Source organism: Thermococcus sp. 21S7 (assembly GCF_012027615.1).
Lineage (GTDB): Archaea > Methanobacteriota_B > Thermococci > Thermococcales > Thermococcaceae > Thermococcus.
In genome coordinates this window covers 348,999-368,590 of the sequence record NZ_SNUT01000001.1, presented here as the reverse complement: position 1 = coordinate 368,590, position 19,592 = coordinate 348,999, and the positions used below count along the sequence as shown (strand labels likewise).

Sequence of the window (19,592 nt, the reverse complement as noted above, 5' to 3'; positions counted from 1 at the left end):
ATGTTGCATTAAATGTTTTTGTGGATTCAATTTTAAACTATATGTCTGCGCACCTCTGGAACAACGGATTCCTCCACGAGCCTGTCAATCTCCTTTGAGAGCTCCCTGTATTTCTCGAGATCATCTCCCGTAACAGCTTCCATAATGTCCTCAAAGAGGGCACTTGAGAGTCTCCTAACCGTTCTCGGATTCAGCTTTCTGAGACGCTTGAGCTCCCTCTGGAACTTCCTAAGTTCAACATTCTCAAGACCCAGGTAATTCGTTGCGTAAAACTTAACGGACTCCACGAGTGATTCCTGCCAGGTTCTGCCTGCCTTCTTCTTTTCGTACTCTTCAGCTTGCTCTTCGAGGAGTGTCACTTGCCTTTTGAGGGCCTTAAGGTCAAGGTTTCTGTTGAGCCACTCTTCAAGGAGACGGTTAAGCCTCTCAAGGATCGCCTTGTAAACGGGATCGTGGGCATTGTCCTCAGCTGTATAATACAGCTTGTAAAAGCGTGCAACAATCTCGAAGGACGCCTCACTGCCCGAGAGCTCTCCAAGCCTCACCTTAACAAGCTCCCTCATCGGTCCAACTTCCATGTGTTCGTGGACAAAGCGAAGCAGGTCATCCCAGAACTTGCTCTTTTTCCCTGTGAAACCAATGAGGCGGACAAAGGCAGAGTAAACAGCACCAACCGCAATCATGTCGTCCAAATAAGCCAGCCTCGCCGGGTGAGCCCCAAGGGAGCGGTACATCGAAACGACCTCACGCAGATCGTTGAAGAGCCTCACAGCCCTCGGCTCGTTGCCCTTGAAGTCGAGTGCGATCGGTGCAAGTATGTTCCTGATTCTGTCCATCTCAACTTCGAGTTCCTTCCACCTTCCTTGCTTTCTGAAGGCCTTAATAATGTCAGCCTCGATTCCAAGGGCTGAGAGCTCTTCCTTAACACTGGAAAGTTTGTCCTCAAACTCCTTCACTTTTTCCTCAATACTCTTTGCAAAGTTTCTCTGGAAGTCCTCAAGCACTTTCGGATCTTGCTTCGCCAGCATCTCGTAGATACTTTTCACCCTGATTACCGCAGGTAACAAGCCAACACCATCAACAACGAGTCCTGTTTCTTTGTTCGGATACGGCCGGTTCACTCTCGTGACTGCCTGAAGGAGCCTGTGCTCAAATATCGGCTTGTAAAGATACATAACCCTCAGCTTGGGCTCATCAAACCCCGTGAGGAGCATGTCCGTGACGATCAAAACCTTTGGGTAATCTCTCTCCTGGAACCACTCAACAATGAGACTGTTGATGTCATCATAATCCCTCTTCTGGAACTCCCTTCTGGTTTTGAGCCACTTCTTGAATTCCTCAATTACCTCGCTCTTCTCGTTATGCTGGTAAGTCATTACCACCTCGGAAAGCCTTTCCGCGTTCTCACAGAGTTCTTTGAAGTGTTTGGCGACCTCAACCTTGCCATCTCTTTCAAGCTCTTCAACCTTGGAGCAAAAGTGCTCCTTAAAGGCCTTGTCTAAAGCTCTCTTGAAGTGCACACAGGCTTCTCTGTTCACTGCCACGACCATTGCCTTAAACTGGAAGCCCATAGTGTCATCATAAATCCTCTTGGCAATATACTCGGAAAAGCGCTCAATTTCCTTTGGACTCTCAAGAAAAACCCTTGACTTCCTGAGCTCCTCTGCAAGCTCTTTCGAACTCATCTTTAGGCTCTTTCTCCTTCCCATGAGGAATGCTTCGACTTCTTCAGGGTCGTTGAGCTGGTAAGCCTCGATAAATGCCTTGAGTTTGTTCTCGTCGAGGGCAATTGAAACGCCCTTCTCCTCGACGACTTCGTGGGTTATGTCAAGGGTGAAGCCGTCCCGAATGGAGTCACTTATGAAGTAAACATCGAGGAAGTATTCTCCGTCTTTGGGATAAGCGAACTCTTGGAAGGTGTTCCTGCTCCTCTTGAAGATTGGCGTTCCAGTAAAGCCGAAGAACATTGCCCTCGGAAAGAGCGCCCTCATAACCGCAGCTAGTCTTCCGTACTGCGTGCGATGTGCCTCGTCAATCAGGAAGAGAACCTCACTCTTGCGAACGGCCTTCTCGGCCTCGAACGTCTCTTCCTTCTGGACTTTCTTCACCCTCACAAGATCCTTGAACTTTCCATACTGGAACTTCTGAATTGTCGTTATGTACAGACCAGTCGGAATAACCCTTCCAGTTTCCTCGCTCTTCATCATTTCCTCGATGCGTTTCCTCAGCTCGGATATGTTCCTTATTTTATCGAAGTGCTCCCTGAACTCCCTGTCTTCAACGGCCTCAAAAACGTCGGAGTGCTGCTTTTTGAGATCGGTTCTGTCAACGACAAAGAAAACGACCGGATTCCGGCCCTTGTACTTGTTGAGGAACCAGTTGGCAACGAAGAACATTATGAACGTCTTCCCACTCCCTTGCCACTGCCAGACAAGGCCGTTCCTTTTCTCACTCTCCAAGGAGAGGTACTCCTCAATCCGCTCAATGATTCTCTTGGTCGCCCTGTACTGGTTCCACCTTGCGATAATCTTTACCCTTTTCGCGCCCTTTTCATTTTTCTTGAAGAAGAAGGTGTAATACCTCAGCACATCGAGGAGTCTCTCCGGAGTGAGAAGGTCGAAAATGTCAGGCTTCTCCTCGTTGGGATACCTCCACTCAAAGGCGGGGGCGCTTTCAACGCTTTCCCTGGGCATTGTGGGAGTGTAAAGTTGCTTGTCACCATAAGCCACTCCAAACTGGACAAAGCGGAAGAGGGGTTTTGAATACCTTTCATACTTCCGTATCTGAGTTAGAGCCTCTTCCTCTGTGCCGTGAACCTTTGACCACCTTCTCCAGTCAAGGTCCTCAAGCTCGATGATACCTTTAGCTTTGGCCTCGATGATAACAATGGGAATGCCGTTGATGAAAAGACTGAAGTCCGGCTTGATGTTCTCGGGAAAGCCAGGATACTTAGCCTCATGAAGGAAGAAAAAGATGTTGTTGGCTGGATTGTCGTAATCAATGAGGATAACCTTGTCGTGTCTTCCGAGGGATGTGAGCGGGACACCGTATTTTATGTACTCCAACATCTCGACCTCGCCCGAGGATTCGAGCTTGCTCCTTATCTCCTCCCAGACCTTTTCCTCTTCCTCCTCAGTCAGGTTGGCAAAGAATGCCCTGTTAAGCTCGCGTATCTTCCCCTCCAGAACGTTCCAGAGGAGGAAGCCGCCGAGCGAGCCTTCAAGCCCGCTGTACTCAGAGACCATCTTATGCTCCTCAATTCCAAACTTCTTGTTACCGTCATCCCACCCAACTCGAAGAAGATTCTCCTTAATCTCATTGTGAACCGCAGACTCAGGTATCAGAGCCATACCCTCTCACCTCTAACTCAAATAACAACTTCTCAAGGGAATTAATAAACTTATCCAGACCCGAACTTCTCAAGCCCCTCTCTTCAATGAGTTTTTGAATGCTTATCATCTTTTCAAGCAGAAGGCCCGCAAGGTGTTCAAACCGCTCCGGTTCAATGACTTCTTTCTGAGCTTCAACTTCCTCCAAAACCACGTCGAAGTCAATCCCCAGCTCGAGGAGTCTCATGATGTCGTCAACATCCTTCGAACGGCTCAGAGAGGTGACACCCTTGAACAGGAAGATATCTTCGGGAGAAACGAGGTGAACCTTAAGCTTCTCCAGCCCCTTGAACTCTTCGGGGATGAATGCCCTCTTCATGATGCCCTCAGTGAGGGTTATTCCCTTCAAAACCCTCCTCACGAAAACGTCGAGGTTGAAATCCTCAAGCTCAGGGTCCAACTTCCGGTAAACAGAATAAGCCCCGAGCTTTCTCCTGTACTCGTGCTCGACGACCTTAATGTAAATAACCAACCCCCTGCTCGTCCGCAACTCCGGCGATGGGTCCGTGAGAACCCTCTCCAGACGGTTCAAGGCCCCAACGTTCTCAACGACAACGTCAACGTCAGCCGTTGCCGGCTTGATGCCTCTCAGGGCGAGGTTTCCGCCGCCGATGAGGTAAAGGTGGATCTCCTTCGAGTCCATAAGCCGGGCCTTCTCATCGAGCAGGACAAACTCTTCAATCAGCCTTTCCCTCGTTATCATCATTACAACCTCCGAAATACTGACGGCAGAGTTCCTCAATCTCTTCCCTCGACGGGAAGGGATACGGCTTATTCATGCCCTTAAGGTATTCGAGCAGTTCCTCAACTGTGCCAAAAACGCCAAATTTGGCCGCGAGCCTTTTAAGTTTCCCCTCATCGAAACCCCTTCCCTTAAGGAGGGCGATAGTGTAAAGCAGTTCCCTCGCATCCTTTCCGAGCGTTAATGTATGCACAACGACCTCTTCGAGGGTAAGCTCTCTGGCCGGCCAGTAATAATGATAAACCCCAGAGGAAATCAGAGGAAGCCCAAAGTCGGAGAAGCGAGCCAGCCCTGTGAGCTGAAAATCGCCGAGGCTTTTCCCTTTGAATGTTCCGGTCGCGAGTATGAGCTCTTCAACACCACTCCAAACGATCGAGGCGTTGTGGTCGAACTCCCTCGCTTTAATCGAGTTCTGCAGGTAAAAGTACTCGTCGGCGAAGGCCTTGAAAAGAGCAAAACGCTCGCTTATGAAATAACCTTCCTCTTTCTTCCCCACGATGAGCCTCTCCATGAGCCCGTTGAGAACCCTGTGAAGCGTTGCCCTGCTCACGTTGGCCTTCAGCTGAATGAGCCAGAGAGGCTGAGGTTTCTCGACCTCAAGAGCCGCAAGAACTTTGAGGCGATTTCCAGTCAGAGCACTGAGTATATCCCTGCCCCTCAGAGGAGGGTTTAACATAAGCTGCCTGTGAGTAACTGGGAGAATTGAATTGAGAAGCTCAACCGCTTTATTCTTTGAGGGCTTAATGACCATCGGCTTCTTTCCTTCAAACTCGACGAGGCCCTTCCTCTCAAGGGAACGTATGAGAGCGGAGAGCGTGCTCTTTGAGAGGTCGAGCTTATAGGCTAACTCGCTCAGTGTGACTGGTTCTTCAATTGCAAGGAGAACCTTAAGCTCGGCCTTCGTGAGTGTCATGTCTCAAATTTCCGAACGATTTTATAAAAACGTTTGGGTTTTTGAGACACGAAAAACTGATAACATAAATTGAAAAATTGGAGTGGGATGAAGACGGGGGTCACCAGTTGGGACTAGCCGTCTGACCGAACCCTTATCTCTCCCGTAAGGAGCTTCTCCATGACTGCCTTCTTCATGCGTTCGAGCTTCTCCCTCTTTGCCCTCTTGGCCTCGATGGCCTCGTCAATCGTGCGGAGGATTTCGGCGATTTGTTTTTGTTCTTTGAGGGGCGGGAGTGGCAACTGGAATTTTTTGAGAGCATTCCATGAAGTTCTTGGATGATTTACCCCTTTCATTGTCTTTTTAGCGTGTTCAAGGAATGCCTTTGTGTGAACGAGCCATATCAGATACTCGGGGATAAGTTTGCTGGACTTGGCTTTAATTACAATAATGTCTGTTGAACATATTCCTTCGAACTCCGCAATTACAGCCTTATCGAGGTATGGCCTCAGCTTTCCATAAAGAACATCTCCAGGGTAAAATTTGGACTTAGAGCTTTTCACCTCAGCAGAGTCGCCCCACTGAGTAAGCCTTATGTTTCCGGGTTCAATATGCTCTAGTCCAACAAATGGAAGGTTTCCAACTGCATTTGGATTAACTGTCTCACTTCTTCTTTCTGCAACCTCTCCAAGCTCCACGACCTCCCACTCCGCCGGAATCTCGACCTTCCTGCCGTTCAGCTCGACGGTCTTGAACTTGGTGTGGTTTATGCCCTTCGTGAGCAACTGCTCCATCGTGCCCTTCTTAAGCCTCTCAAGCTTCGCAATGCTCTCCTCGACTGCTTGAATTGCCTCATCAATGGAGCGGAGCACCTCGGCGATTTTTTTCTGCTCTTCGAGGGGCGGAAGGGGGAGTTTTGTTTTCTTCCATAATTTTGTATTCATGTTTCCCTGAGTTCCTCTCTGAGCTTTTGAGTGAAATTCCTCCTTCTTTGCCTCGAAGAAGTAATATAAGAAAATCTTATCCACGCTGTCAGCGGGATTTACTAGAATGAAACCGTCATGGATACATCCGCCTTTTCCAGTTTGTATAATCGCTGGCTCTCCAATTGTACCACTGTTCGAAACAATTAATGTGCCGTCTGGACAGTATACACTCTTGTTTTTACCTTCTTCAGTGACCGTATCCCCTGTTTTTAGCAGATATAGACCCTTTTTGTACTTTGAGATATCTGAAATTTTTATCCAAGGTATATCACCACCAAAGTATTTTGGGTCTCCTTTGGGGCGAGGGGAAGCACCCCTTCGTATTTCGGCAACCTCCCCAAGCTCCACCACTTCCCACTCCGCCGGAATCTCGACCTCCCTGCCGTTCAGCTCGACCTCCTTGAGTCTCGTCTCCCGGTAAAACTGGAACGCGGGGAGGGCCTCACTCATCGCCCATCACCTTGATTATGCCCTCGATGTTGGCTTTGGCTTTCTCCACCAGCTCCCTCTCCTTCTCCTCGATTTTCCTGAACTCCTCGAACTCCTTAGCTAAGTCGATTTTCTCCCTCTCCTCCTCTGGGAACACGTAGAGGCTGACGTTCAGGTTGTAGTCGTTCTTCCTTATCTCCTCCAGGCTCACAACCCTCGAAAAGCCCTCAATCTCCTTGAACTCCCTGTAGGCCTCGACGATTTTCCTTATGTGCTCCGGAGCGAGCTGGTTGAGCTTCCTGACCTCAGGGTGCTTGCGGTATTCACGAGAGGCGTTGATGAAGAGGATCTTCCCCTTCCTCTCCCCGGGCTTGTTGGGGTTGAGAACCATTATAATTCCCGGAGCGGCGGCATTGTAAAAGAGCTTCTCAGGAAGCAGAACAATTGCTTCGATTAGATCGTCCTCAATTATTCCTTGCCTTATTGCTTTCTCTGATCCTCCTCTGAAAAGTGCACCTGTATCAAGAACGACGCCAACCTTTTTTCTTGCATAATAAAGCATCAGCTGAACCCAGGCCCAATCAGCGGACTGCTTCGTGGTGTACCCATACTTGTAAATGTGCTTTATCCTCCTGTCGCTTAAGCGGGCCTCATCGTAACCATCCTGGTTCCAGGGCGGGTTGGCGATGACGTAATCAACTTTTCCATCCTCGATCCCGTTCCTCTTCAGTTCCTCCTCCCACTGCGGATTGGTGAGGCTGTTGGCGCCTTCAAATATCTTGAACTCCTGAATTCCGTGGAGGATTAGGTTGAGCTTTGAGAGTGCCGCGGTGGTCTCGTTGAGCTCTTGGCCGTAGAGCATTATCGCGGGCTCGCCGTCAAAGCCCTCCTTTTCGAGTTTCTCCTTCACGTAGCGGTAAGCTTCAATTAGCATTCCGCCGGAACCGCTGGCCGGATCAAGGACGTCGCTCTCATCCTCGATGTCGAGCAACTCAACAAGGAGTCTTATAACCTCTCTGGGCGTGTAAACCTCGCCCTCCTTAGCCTTCTGGGGGGCGAAGTATGAGAGAATCCACTCGTATGCGTCTCCAAGGATGTCGCTGTTGAACTCGGCGAAATCAACGCGGTTGAATATCTTCATAATTTCCTCAAGTGTGTGAAGGTTGTCCTCCTTGATGAAACCGATCAGCCCGAGAACTTCAACGAGTTTTTTCAGGTCGGCAAGTTCCGAATTCATCTCTGATATCTTTATGAGTGCATTTGCCAGCTCTTTGATGCTCTCCCTGCTCTTCACGACTTCATGCCAAGTGTAAAGCTTTCCAGTTTCCTCGTCGAAGAGCTTGTAATACCTCTTGTTTGTGATGATGTAAGCCTGAACCCTGGGTTTGCCTTCTTTCATGAGGTCCTGGGCCCTCTTCATCCACCTGTCGCTTATGGCTTTGTAAAACAGGAACACGAGCAATGCCTTATAATCAAGCCCCCCTCTTATCTGGTCTGCGGCGGCTTTAAGAAGTGAGATGAGCCTGTCGCGGGTGACTTTGCTCTCGGCTGGGAACTTCAGGCGGTAATAAGTCCTTCTGAAGTCATAAACATCCTTTCTGGCTGTTAGCAGGCCGGCTTTTCTGAGGATTGAGAGAACCTCACCCACGTTTTTGGTCGTGAACTCCGGCTCTTTGACGCCTTTTTCAAGGAGTTCTTTCCGTTTTTCCTCAAAGAGCCTCTCAACGTCTTCCTGTGTGAACTCTTTGTCCCTGAATGCATCCTTAATCAGAAAATACCTTTTCACGACCCATGGTTGGAGTTCTTCGAGAATCGACCACTCATCGGCACCATTCTTAGGTTTGGGTTTTGACCTTGCCATGGAGACCACCAATATAATTACCAATGTTTTCCCTTAAAAAGTTTTTGTTTTTATTTTGACTTAATTAATAAGTTAAGATTATTTGACTTATTTATTTACGTCGAGATGCTCCGGAGGTATGTACGGACACTCTGATTGAGTGTCTGTGTCAGGTAATTGCTTGACACTGATAAGCTCACACTTAACACCAGCAAGGCACTTTGAAGCTGGAGCATTCTTAAATCTCAATCTTTCCTTCATAGTGTATTCCCTCCGTTATGAACTTTTTTCTGAGATCCACGAGGAGCCGATAAAGACCAAAGAGGAGCTCCTCCATATCTTCCCCATATATTGTCCTTAGCTCTTCCGCGAGCTCGGGCATAGTCTTGGAGCCCCAAAGATGGCCGTCCTCGACCCTGACGAGGTCTCCGTCCACAATGTACGCGTCGTGGATCTCAAGATAATCCAAAAGGTGGGTGAGATATCTGCGTATGGTGCGAGGCGACATATATGGAAGGTATGTCGCTGAGAGGGAGAGAGCGAAGTGGTCAAGGTCTTCGGGAAGGTTGACGATGTAATGGTCTTCTTCGGTCCTGAGGTCGAAGGCCCACAGCCCGTGAGGAGTGAGGGCCACGATCACTGGCATAACGTCACGGAACTTTGTCTGTGATTTCATTTTCTCACCCCCATGATGGCCACTTCCACAGGCTCGGCGATTAACTCGTTTTTAAACACCCCAAACTCCATATCCACACCCCCTTGACGTTATTTTTGCGGAGAAGGAAAAACGAAAAGTTCACAGGGCGGGAAAGGAGTTTTATGTGGTGTTGATTTGGTGTTGTATGTGTGTCCTCCATACATAGCAATCCCGTCAACAAAAATGTAAGATTTTTGCAAAGGGCTTAAGGCCTCGGTGGTGGTTACTGGGTGAGAGGTGTTGGGTGTATGTGGTGTTTCCATACTATAGTAAAACTCGAAACAAAAATACAAGATTTTTGCAAAGCCTTAGGACGCTTAAGGGTTCGGATTGTGTGGGCGTTTGACGTTAGCAGAAGAAAGAAAAAGGTGTTGGTTTAAGATATCATCCTGGGGCGGCTTGATTCGCTGTTCCCGGAGCTCTCTTACTGACAAATGTTTCCACAATGTTAAACCCAGCCTCTTTGGCCTTCGTCTCATTGAGCTTGTACCTGCCCTCTTCTGGGAGCACGATTCCATTGTCAATGAGCCATCTGACCGTCTTTGAAAGCTCTTCTTCTGGGGCATTGATTCGTTCAATGAGCTCGTCAAAGGTCAGATTTGGCTCCATGGAGAGTACATTAACCACTTCATCTGCCAGTTTAAAGCCAATCTCGCCCTCTTTTGTAATATGCCCGTTGATTACCTCGTTAATGATCTCCCAGGGGATTATTACTCCGTAAACCTGCTTCTTGAGCTCGGGAACATACGCTCCTTTCTGAGGCAGGATTTCTTCCAGCTTGTATCCCATACCCTCAAGGTACTTTGCAACGATTCTTGGCTTACGTGGGATTTTCCATCCTGGATAATCTTTTCTGAGCTCCGCAAGAGTTTTGGTCGATATTAAAAGGCCCCTCTCAAGGATTATGCCCTTCTTCTCGATGGAAACTGCCTGAATGAGATCCTCAAGTTCCTGTGGAACGCGAATTTCCCTTTCGTTGAAGACTTCTGAGATATACCTCGCCGCTTCCTCAATATCGAACGTGAGGCCGTGCCGGTGAAGGAGGGCGGCGAGGAGCTCCGCACCAACCATTAGGGTCGCAAACTTCTCCGGGTCGCGCCCCTCGACGATGTTGTTCTGAACTGCATAATCGTACCATTTTCTGAACCTTCCCTTGATGAAGTGCTTTCCACCCAGGTCGTTGGCGACATCAACGAGTTCTTTAACGAAGTACGGAGCATAAACAATGCCTCGTGTAATTCCGACAGGCCCGTCGAGTTCCTGGCGGTATCTCTGCTTCTTCCTGTTATCAAGGGGAGTGTTGAGCTCAAGTATTATCAGCCTGTCCATTAGTGCAGTGTCATTTTCGAATTCGGGGACGAGCTCGTTCGCTGTAAACACTGGCACAGCAGTAAGTTCGTAAAGCTTAACGCTTGCAATTCCACGGCCCCTGAAGCTCTTCGCATTTGAGGTTAGGATCGCCTTGAGGTCAGCGAGTTTCTTTGAATTATATTCATGGATGTCATCGAGAAGCACGGGGAAGGTTGAGGCGCTGAAAAGCTCGTCGAATCTGAAGTCCGAACGGTATGCTGAGGACTCCCAGACGTATGAGCCGTAAGCGTTTACTGCGATGAACTGGGCAATGTGGCTTTTGCCGGTTCCGGCAGTTCTTCCGAGGAAAAGCAGGGCTGGCTTTATGCCCGTGAGGTCGATTATCGCGGAGAGGAACCCGGCAATGCCCATATAGGCCATTGAGGCATAGTAAACGTGAGGCGGTAGGAATTCCCGATACTTAATTATTCCTTCAAGGAACTCTTCATACTCTTCCTCTGTAATTTTCAGGCTCCATTCTTTTAGCTTATCAGTTACTTCTGCCGCAAGCGGAGAGTTTGGCAGAAGAACATCGGTTGTGTTTGGGAGGGCTGCAACGAACTTCCCGTGGTTCGCCTCATAAATTCCCGGAGCGAAATAAGCGTTTCCTTTGTGTATTCGGCTCAGCCAGGTAAAGTACTTCTTTAGGAGTTCCTTTTCGTGGCTTGTTGTTACTCCATTCCTCGCTAAATCCTCGACAACTTTCTCGACGGGACCCTCGAGTACAGCGCCTCCAACATACAGCTTGATGAAGGTCATGCCCCTGTAAAATATTAATTTAATGAGTTCGATGGGTTTGGACGTGAGCGGTGTTTCAGGGATAAGCTCAGAATCAAAAATTTGCCACTCGTCGCTGAGATATCTGAAATAATAAATTTTCTTTTTTCCTTTCCAGATGAGCCCCCGTTTGTCTTGGAATAACACCCTAAGGGTCTTAATCTTAAAATAAACTTCTGTCTTTTGGCCGTCTGACGGTCTTCCGAAATGATACCCAACGGAAGACTTGTTCAATTTGTCAATCAGGAAGTCAAAGAGCTCACTCCGGAGAGAGATGTATCTCTCATTTGCAATTCCCATTATGTATACCCTTGTATTGCGGGCAAACTGCTCAACTTTTCTCCGGCCAGGCTTTACAGTAGATATGATGCGACGGACAATTCTCGACGCTTCCTCTTTAGCTGCCTCAGAACTTATTGATTTCCCTTCTTGCTCGTACTTGCGTGATATTGCATCTGCAATCATCCCAGTGAGAGTGGGAATTCCTCTTAAGCGTTCTTTAGAGCCTGAATTCGGCGCATACCACCAGTTATCCCGAATCGACTCCGCAAATAATTCAGAGCGCTCTTTCAGAAGGGTTATGAACTCGTTTTTAATTTCAGGGAAGTCCTCTTCAAGAGATTTTCCGCGAAGGGTCATCCAGACGTTGTTGTACGCGTATACCCATGCCTGAACCCTCTTCTTTGCCTCCTGTGGTGGCTGGCCGTCGCTGGGGCTTCTCTTTCTGGTAAATTCGGGATCGTCAAGGAGGTTGGCAAGGACTTCGGCAGATTTGAGTGGGTGGAGTCCCAGTCGGGCAAGTGCTGATGCGAGAGTTAATGTGAAATCCTGGCGAGGCAAGTATTTGAGGTATGGCCGAACAAGTTCAGCGATGGTTGTTGAGTTAACATCTTCCGTAACTGGAAGCTTCGCATAAAACCTTTCAGATATCTGGGAGATTCCCGAGGGCTCTCGTGGAGGCTGAAGTTCAACTTCTTGATATGACGGATACAGCTCAGAGAGGATGTCATGGAGCTCCTCAAACTTTACGGATGTTATGTCTCCGGTTTTTGCATACGTATAAAGCAGAATGGCGTATTCCCTTGAAGTTATGGTTCTAATTGGGAGGTACGGCCCCAGAATAAACTTATATCTAATCCCGCTTGGGTGGATGCTGGGAGGAGCAACGACGAGGGCTCCCTCACCCCGTATTTCAAGTGATGAGAATAATTTCCCAATGCTCACTGTCTTTATCATCACTGAAGCGTTTGGGTCCTTCCAGTCAATTAAAAAGTAAACATGGGCACCTTTTCCGGTTTCAACGATCCACGTCTCAAAGAGCTCCGTGAGCCCGTATTCTTCGAGAACAGCATAATGTTCCGCAATGGCCTCTTGACTTTCATAATCAAATACGATTAATCCTCTGCTTTTCTTACCGCAAAGAATGCCGATGTTCCAAGGGCCGTCTCCAAGCTGTTCGGAGAAATTCTTGCGGGTTATTGTGGCACTTTCCCAGGGCCCAGCAGGGGCCTTGTCTCTGAATTTGACCTTTATGGGGGTTAAACCCATCTTGAGATAATGCTCGGTGTACTCTTTGAGCTCTGTGATGAACTCCTCCATCATTCCCTTCACCCAGCAAGTGGATGAGAAGAGGGAATTAAACATAACGCCTTTGAGCAGGTTGTGGGGGGATCATGGTGGATGTTCTGGAAGTTCTTGGGGAATTATGGAAAACACCAAGTGTGTACATCGATGGTTCTCCAGCCTTTTGCAGGGAATAAAGATGTTTGGGGAGCTTTTGGATTTTATGGAAAACACGGGATGTATTCCCCACCCCCTTTAATTCTCCCCATGAAGGTTGTCATGTACTCCCTGCTTCCTTTCCACAATCTCCATAAATTCCAAGCCACAGCTCACAGGTCTTAATAACACGTTATGGAATACTTGTTGGAATTATGCCATTCATTGAGAAAACATAATGTCGCAATCTGGTCGTTTCATGGGAATCACGGAAACTGGGGAATGCTATTTTCCCGAACCCCACGGAAAGAAGGTGCACCGAAAAAACAATCAGTGTAAGGCAAAAGCCTGACGCAGTTCTTTTAAACTTCAGCTCGATACAGTATTCTTTGGGACTCTCTGGGGGTGATGCTAATGAATGAGCGTCCTTCAATTCCCTCCAAGATTATCGCTCGGCTCCTTGAGACTTACCCCAACCTTAAGATTGACGAGGTCACTCACGAGGAACTCAACCTTGACGCCCTCGCCGACAGATACTTCTCACCTGAGCTAAAAGTCAGCATCGGTCTCAAAGAAGCCAAAATCCTCAAAGTTTACGATGACGAGGGCCAAACCGCGTACTGGGTGAGAGGTTTCATCTCAATCTCGACTAAAATGCTCGACAGGAAGAAGGAAAGCGGGGCCATCGCCGACCTCATGGTGATAAGGCTCGCTCCAGCCAAAGTCTTCCTCCGGGGAGTCTTCAACGAGAAGCCGGTCATGGCGTACTTCGACGTTGAGCCTTCAGAGTGGTTCATTGACGCCCTCCTTCACGCGGCCAGGATATACCTCAACACTTACGGCGAAAAGGACCTTATCGTCTTCTGGAAGGAGTGAATCTCTTGAGAGGTGAGAACATGTTCCTGCACGTCGAGACCGGGCTGGCAAGTGAGGATTACGAAGCCCTGCTCGAAGCCGTTAAAAAGGAGTTGGTTTTGATAACCGAGAAGCTCAAGGAGCTGGGGTTTGATGAAGACGTTGCGATTAATGCCCTCGTGTTTGAAGTTCCCTCAAGCTCAAAGTTTTACTGTAAAGCCTGCTTGGACGCTTTTGACGATTTCAAGAGCGCCCGTCGGCATGTTATCGAGGATCACTCGAAAGAGGATGTCCCTAAGTTCAAGGAGAAGAGTTCTGAGGAGCTCGTGGAGGTGCTCGTGGGAACGATATACCGAATTGAATCAGTGTAAGGCAAATACCTTACACTGACATGCTCCAGAAACAAGCCACTTTTTGTCTCCGAGAATGATGAGGATGGTAAAGATCTCAAATTGAGTCAAGCTTTACAAGGAGTTCTTGAGCTGCCTTCTCCTGTGTGTAATGTAAGATATAATCCAGTCTTTTATGCCCTGTGATTTTGGCGATGAGCTGGGGAGGATACTTCTTCTGGGCAAGATAACTCACAAAAGCGTACCTAAGGCTGTGAGTGTTAAACCCATACGTCCTTTTTACCCATGTTGATATCTTGATAACAAGTCCTTTTTTGCCATACTTTTGGAGTTCATCATCCAGAAGTGCCCGAATGATCAATAAGTCTGCTTTTTTGATTTCGCAAGGCAGAACCATCAAACGTTGATATCCATCCTTTCTCTTTTCAACTTTGATAAGAGCATCTCGTGAGTAATCTCTGGAGACTTTGGAGATAAATTCGATTGCTTCTCCGATTCTTGAGCCATTTCTGAGTTGGGTTAAGAGTATCACCAGGTACATTCTCCGTTGGAGTGCTTTTACACCGCTTTTCTCTCTTGTCTCCTTGAGATCTCTAAGCAGGAGCTTGTAAGTACTCTCGTAATCAATCCCCATGTCCCAACCCATGCTGGCCACCTAACCGTATCTTTGTTTAACTTAAATGCAAATTTTGCTTATAAGTTTTACTTTTGTGTGTCAATTGGATGAACTTAGAGCCGTAAGTTAAACACACAAGTGATCCGTTAGTTTTAACTCACCTCTTGCTCGCCCGGGGCCGAGGTGGGAACCATGAAAGTCGAGCCTGTAAACTTTGGGACACTGAAAATGAAAATGAAGTCGGACGGCATTACTGCAGCCGTTGACAAGACAGACATGCAGGACTACTTCGTTGGCGTCGAAAAAATATACCTAACTCCAAAGACCGTTGCAGCCATAACCACCGCCCTGTTGGAGAAAAACATAAACGTCCTCGTTATACGGGGGGTACCCATTCGAAAGACCAACACAATTGAAATCGATGTATGGAAAATTGAGAACATACCTGGAAAGTGCTGCTCAAAGCCTAAGATTCTCCGACTGTATCCCAGAGCTCATCGAGAGGTACAAATCCTCTTCCCGATACCAGAGGCAGACAGAGAAACAATCCGAGTCAAACTTTCAAAATACATTGAAACGGGAATTGAAATCCCACTGACTGGCGAGTAATTAGATTTTTCATTTCTTTTTTTATTTGCTCGGAACCTGAGGGAACATAAGAACAAAGAACCCAGTCAGGGATAAGTAAAAAAGCGAAGTCAAACAACTGCTTTTGAAAGCAATGGTATTAATTCTGTCTTGATGTCTGAGTTGCACTTGATATTGAAAATCTGTCTAAGAACCTCTGAAAGTTCCTCCTCAGCAAATATGAAGATTATCCTGTCTTCGCCCAAGAGGTTCTTTGAGAATCCCATTCTTCCCATGTTCTTGTGGATCACAAGCTCTGCTAAAATGTCCTCGGGGTTTGATTCTGGTGGCACTGTTATTGTCCAAGTGCGTTCCGCTTGTCGTTCGAATTCCACCAGTTTGAATCCATTCCGGCTGGTTATCCTCACGCTTTCAGCCTCGATCTTCATTAGGGTTATGGTGTTACCAGAGCTGTACACCACCCATTCCATCTTGTGCACCCATCATTTGAAGGTTAGTTTCGAATTTATTAACATAACTCCCGGCGAGAAACTCGCCAAAAAGGGTATCCAAAAGAGGATATTATATGTCCATATCCGCCGGCGAGGAGACACGGGCTTCTTTTGACTTCTTTAGCGTAATTTGGGCCTCAAGGATTTTGGCACTGAGCTCTTTAAATTCATCCTCCGGGAATCTGTTTTTGTTCATGAAGAGCACATCGGCGGCTGCATCAACGTATCCATCATTTATTAGCGCCTCAATGATTTCTTTAATGTTCCTGGCAGTTTCCCACTCGGAGTCGGCGATGTACTTGAGTATCTCTTCCTCATATTCCGATTTGAGTGCCTCGAATATGTCAACTGGCTCGAACTCTCTAAGCTTCTGAAGTCTTAGGTATTTCGCGGCACCTGCGATGTTGCGAACGAGACGGGGGTTCTTTCGGAAGAATGCTTCTGTGATCAGTGACGCGGTAATCGCGACGTCTGAGAGGGAATAAGAGTTCCTCGATTCTCTTAGGGTTTCTTTCAGTTCTTGGAGTGCCCGGTGAGCATCTAAGCTGAGTCTTATTGAAATTGCGTCTTTTTCGTTCATGAATATCACCAATATCATGGTGGTGTCTGGTGCTTAATAAGTTTTGCATGCATTTTTCTGATGCTGCATGCAAAATTTGAAACAGAGGGCTGTGAGGGCTCGGATTTTGCGATATTTGAGTTGTGAGTTTTTCGCAACCTTTAAATTTAACCGATGACGTAAACAAACCCGGGTTATTTCGCCTTGTTTTTTGAAACAAAAGTTTATTAAGGGTGTTTCAGAACCAACTTTGAAAATCAGGGATGACGTGGGGGTCTGACCGATGACATTAAGTCCGCTCTGCGGGCTTCATTTCGAAAATAAAGCCCGAACAGGGCTTTTTGAGCCGAAAACCGATGAGGAGTGTCATCCCTCCTGATGCCAAGATGATGACATTATCCCCACCTGAGGTGGTTCCATGCTTGGGTTCTTCAAGAAAAAGAAGAGGGAAACTTACGGCCCGCTCGTCTACCTGAGCGAGCCGACGATACTCTACCACACCCACACAGAGAAGGCCATCCTTGAGATACTTGAGGAAAAGCTCGGCTCCAACAACTTTGTAATCCCCTCCGACTACGGCCTCAGAACAACCGACCACCTTATTCCTGACGCCGAAATCTTCGTGGCGATAGCCATAGTCGGCAAGTTCACTTCCCTCGTCGTTAGGGAAATCGAGATAGCCAGAAAGCACGGAAAGAAAATATACACCCTCGACGTGGCCAGAAAGGACGACGAGATACTCTACCTCTTCGAGGAGGGGATTCCGGAGAGGATCGAGTGGCTAACACCGGAGGAAACCCAGAGCCTCTACGCGGCCTTCCGCGGTGAGGACTTCTCGGGCTTCATGAAGTTCTTCGTAGGGGACAGAAAAAGGCAGTGGTGAAAAAAAGAAAGGACTCACGCGCTGGCCTTTTTGCCCCTTATGTATTCGTCTATTGACTTCGCGGCTTTCTTTCCGTCGCCCATTGCGAGGATAACCGTTGCCTCGCCCCTTATTGCGTCTCCGCCCGCGAAGACACCCGGAATGCTCGTCATCAGGCTCTCATCAACGACCAGCGTTCCGTCGGGGTTGGCCTCAAAGCCGCTCTCCTCAAGGAGTATCCTGTTCGGCTCAAGACCTATGGCTATGATGACGGTGTCGGCTTCGAGGGTCACGTATTCCCCGGTTCCGACTATCTTCCTCTTGCCCCTGCTGTCCCTCTCCTCAAGCGGGCGCATCTTCTCGAACTTAACCGCCTTAACCTTGCCGTTCTCGTCGCCTATGAACTCCACCGGTGTGAGGAAGAACTCGAACTTGACGCCCTCCTCCTCGGCGTGGCCTATCTCCTCCACCCTGGCCGTCATGTCCTCCCTTCCGCGGCGGTAGGCGATGGTAACCTCGGCGCCGAGCCTGAGCGCGGAGCGCGCCGCGTCCATGGCCGTGTTTCCGGCACCGATGACTATGACCTTTCTGCCAACGGCTATCGGCGTATCGTATTCGGGGAACTTGTAGGCCTTCATGAGGTTGACCCTCGTCAGGAACTCGTTGGCGCTGTAAATTCTGTCGAGAAGGATTCCGGGTATGTTGAGCAGCTTGGGCGTTCCGGCGCCGGTTCCTATAAAGACGGCATCGTACTCCCCGAGGAGATCCTCAATGGTGACCGTCTTGCCCACGATGTAGTTTGTCTTAACCTCAACTCCGAGCTTTTCCAGTTTATCCAGCTCGGTCTTGAGGATGTCCTTCGGTAGCCTGAACTCGGGGATGCCGTACATGAGCACTCCGCCCGCCTCGTGAAGGGCCTCGAATATGGTGACCTTGTAGCCCATCTTCGCAAGCTCAAGGGCGCAGGTGAGCCCGGCGGGGCCGGCGCCGACGACCGCGACCTTACCTTTCCCGTTTGTTTCGGCCATAAATTCACCGAGGAGCTCCTCGTCTATGCCCTTCTCACGCGCGTAGTCGGCTACAAACCTCTCAAGCTTGCCGATGTTTATCGGGTCTCCGACCTTGCCCATGACGCACGGCGCCTCACACTGCTCCTCCTGCGGGCAGACACGTCCTGTAACTGCCGGTAGCGTGTTGTCGTTCCATATGACGCGCAGGGCGTTCTTGACGGCCTCGTCCGGGTTGTCCGCGTTCTCGCGGAGGGCCTTCAGAAAGCCCGGGATGTTGATGTGAACGGGACAGCCCTTTATGCACGGCGCGTACTCCGGCGGGCACTGTATGCAGCGCTCTGCCTCCTTCAGCGCGGAGGCGAAGTCGTAACCGAGGTTGACCTCAACGAAGCTCTTAACGCGCTCCTCGACGGGTCTCTCCGGCGTTGGAACGCGCTCCTTGATTAGCTTTGGCTTCGCCATTCAGACCACCCCCTTGGACTCAAGGTAGTGCTTTTTGGCCATCTCCTGCTCGCGGACGAACCTACCGTCACGCCTTATGACGTCGTCCCAGTCCACCTTGTGGGCGTCGAACATCGGCCCGTCGCGGCAGGCAAACTTTATCTCGCCGTCGTAGAGTATCCTGCAGGAGCCGCACATGCCGGTTCCGTCCACCATTATCTGCCTGACGGTGACTATGGTCGGGATTCCGTACTCCTTGGTCAGCTCGGCGAGCTTTTTGAGCGAGCCAAGCTTTCCTCCGCCGAAGACTATGTCGACCTTGTCCTTTTCGATGAGCTCCTTCAGAACGTCGAGGTAGTGCCCCCTGATTCCGCGCGAGCCGTCCTCGGTGGTGAGGTAGTGCTCATCGGCGGCCGGCTTTGCCAGGAACTTCTCGGGATAGGAGTGAGCCCTGTCCTCGAAGGTCTGGATGGAGATTGTGTAGTTTCCGGCCTCCTTCATGGCCTTGAGGGTGGCGTAGTTCTCGGCCTGTCCGCAGACTGCATCGGAAACGAAGACGACGTTTCCGTAGTGCTTGACCTCGATGGGCTTTCCGAGCGGCCCCGCGACCGCGTAGAGGGAATCTCCAACGTGGAAGTTGTCCCAGAGGTCAAAGGTGGTCTTCCCGTGCCTTCTGATGAACATCCCTATCCTCCCGGTCTCTTTATCGGCGTAGTAGATGGACATTGGTATCCTTTCACCCTTCTTATGTATCAGCAAAACGACAAACTGGCCCGGTTTCCAGGCTTTAGCCACATGTGGCGCTTCAACTTCCATAAAAAAGTCCCTAACGTCAAGCTCTTCCTTGGCCGTTATCTTATACATGGATGCATCACCCTGAGCATTTGTCCAAGTTTGTTCACTTTTGGTTTAGGACTAATAGCTTTTATATAGATTTTTCAAACCAAAGGTTGAGAACTCTCCCCCGCTGGAGGCATCCGATGGCCGCCGGACTGGAGA

At 49.0% G+C, this 19,592-nt stretch carries 16 protein-coding genes; 4 read left to right on the top strand and 12 right to left on the bottom strand.

All coding sequences use genetic code 11. The features are described 5' to 3' along the window. Nucleotides 1-32: 32 nt before the first annotated feature. The 7 genes from E3E51_RS02010 to E3E51_RS01980 form a co-directional block, all read right to left on the bottom strand. On the bottom strand, nt 33-3,350 hold the full coding sequence (locus tag E3E51_RS02010) for a type I restriction endonuclease subunit R (RefSeq protein ID WP_167911440.1): 3,318 nt from the start codon (nt 3,348-3,350) through the stop codon (nt 33-35). Beyond that, nucleotides 3,334-4,092, bottom strand: a complete 759-nt coding sequence (locus E3E51_RS02005; RefSeq protein WP_167911439.1) for a hypothetical protein — start codon at nt 4,090-4,092, stop codon at nt 3,334-3,336. The genes E3E51_RS02010 and E3E51_RS02005 overlap by 17 nt, the downstream gene beginning before the upstream one ends. Further along, a complete protein-coding gene (locus E3E51_RS02000) occupies nt 4,067-5,044 on the bottom strand; it encodes a helix-turn-helix domain-containing protein (RefSeq protein WP_167911438.1) in 978 nt (325 codons plus the stop codon). The genes E3E51_RS02005 and E3E51_RS02000 overlap by 26 nt, the downstream gene beginning before the upstream one ends. Before the next feature lie 113 nt (nt 5,045-5,157). Then, the gene (locus tag E3E51_RS01995; protein WP_167911437.1) at nt 5,158-6,459 is read right to left on the bottom strand and encodes a restriction endonuclease subunit S; all 1,302 of its coding nucleotides are present in this window, start codon (nt 6,457-6,459) and stop codon (nt 5,158-5,160) included. Beyond that, nucleotides 6,452-8,299, bottom strand: coding sequence for a class I SAM-dependent DNA methyltransferase (locus E3E51_RS01990; RefSeq protein WP_167911679.1), 1,848 nt, complete (start codon nt 8,297-8,299; stop codon nt 6,452-6,454). The genes E3E51_RS01995 and E3E51_RS01990 overlap by 8 nt, the downstream gene beginning before the upstream one ends. A 217-nt stretch (nt 8,300-8,516) precedes the next feature. After that, complete coding sequence (locus E3E51_RS01985) at nt 8,517-8,954, bottom strand: hypothetical protein (protein WP_167911436.1); 438 nt, start codon at nt 8,952-8,954, stop codon at nt 8,517-8,519. 405 nt (nt 8,955-9,359) lie between these two features. Next, nucleotides 9,360-12,704 (bottom strand): bifunctional DNA primase/polymerase, encoded by a 3,345-nt coding sequence (locus E3E51_RS01980; RefSeq protein ID WP_167911435.1) that lies wholly within the window; start codon nt 12,702-12,704, stop codon nt 9,360-9,362. Between the two features lie 531 nt (nt 12,705-13,235). Here E3E51_RS01980 and E3E51_RS01975 point away from each other — a divergent pair. Both E3E51_RS01975 and E3E51_RS01970 read left to right on the top strand, forming a co-directional pair. Beyond that, on the top strand, nt 13,236-13,697 hold the full coding sequence (locus E3E51_RS01975) for a hypothetical protein (protein WP_167911434.1): 462 nt from the start codon (nt 13,236-13,238) through the stop codon (nt 13,695-13,697). Nucleotides 13,698-13,717: 20 nt separating this feature from the next. Beyond that, nucleotides 13,718-14,047 carry a hypothetical protein gene (locus E3E51_RS01970; RefSeq protein ID WP_167911433.1) on the top strand — a complete coding sequence of 110 codons (330 nt, stop codon included), beginning with the start codon at nt 13,718-13,720 and terminating at the stop codon, nt 14,045-14,047. A gap of 76 nt (nt 14,048-14,123) precedes the next feature. Here E3E51_RS01970 and E3E51_RS01965 read toward each other — a convergent pair whose 3' ends face one another. Beyond that, the gene (locus E3E51_RS01965; RefSeq protein WP_167911432.1) at nt 14,124-14,672 is read right to left on the bottom strand and encodes an integrase; all 549 of its coding nucleotides are present in this window, start codon (nt 14,670-14,672) and stop codon (nt 14,124-14,126) included. Nucleotides 14,673-14,834: 162 nt separating this feature from the next. On the opposite strand from E3E51_RS01965, the gene E3E51_RS01960 reads away from it, so the two are divergent. Further along, complete coding sequence (locus tag E3E51_RS01960; RefSeq protein WP_167911431.1) at nt 14,835-15,251, top strand: hypothetical protein; 417 nt, start codon at nt 14,835-14,837, stop codon at nt 15,249-15,251. A gap of 89 nt (nt 15,252-15,340) precedes the next feature. Here E3E51_RS01960 and E3E51_RS01955 read toward each other — a convergent pair whose 3' ends face one another. Both E3E51_RS01955 and E3E51_RS01950 read right to left on the bottom strand, forming a co-directional pair. After that, nucleotides 15,341-15,700 carry a hypothetical protein gene (locus E3E51_RS01955; protein WP_167911430.1) on the bottom strand — a complete coding sequence of 120 codons (360 nt, stop codon included), beginning with the start codon at nt 15,698-15,700 and terminating at the stop codon, nt 15,341-15,343. Between the two features lie 91 nt (nt 15,701-15,791). Further along, nucleotides 15,792-16,310 carry a hypothetical protein gene (locus E3E51_RS01950; protein WP_167911429.1) on the bottom strand — a complete coding sequence of 173 codons (519 nt, stop codon included), beginning with the start codon at nt 16,308-16,310 and terminating at the stop codon, nt 15,792-15,794. Nucleotides 16,311-16,698: 388 nt separating this feature from the next. On the opposite strand from E3E51_RS01950, the gene E3E51_RS01945 reads away from it, so the two are divergent. Then, on the top strand, nt 16,699-17,163 hold the full coding sequence (locus E3E51_RS01945; protein WP_167911428.1) for a hypothetical protein: 465 nt from the start codon (nt 16,699-16,701) through the stop codon (nt 17,161-17,163). A 14-nt stretch (nt 17,164-17,177) separates the two neighbouring features. Here E3E51_RS01945 and gltA read toward each other — a convergent pair whose 3' ends face one another. Both gltA and E3E51_RS01935 read right to left on the bottom strand, forming a co-directional pair. After that, the gene (gene gltA, locus E3E51_RS01940) at nt 17,178-18,614 is read right to left on the bottom strand and encodes an NADPH-dependent glutamate synthase (RefSeq protein ID WP_167911427.1); all 1,437 of its coding nucleotides are present in this window, start codon (nt 18,612-18,614) and stop codon (nt 17,178-17,180) included. Further along, nucleotides 18,615-19,457, bottom strand: coding sequence for a sulfide/dihydroorotate dehydrogenase-like FAD/NAD-binding protein (locus E3E51_RS01935; RefSeq protein WP_167911426.1), 843 nt, complete (start codon nt 19,455-19,457; stop codon nt 18,615-18,617). Nucleotides 19,458-19,592: the final 135 nt, after the last annotated feature.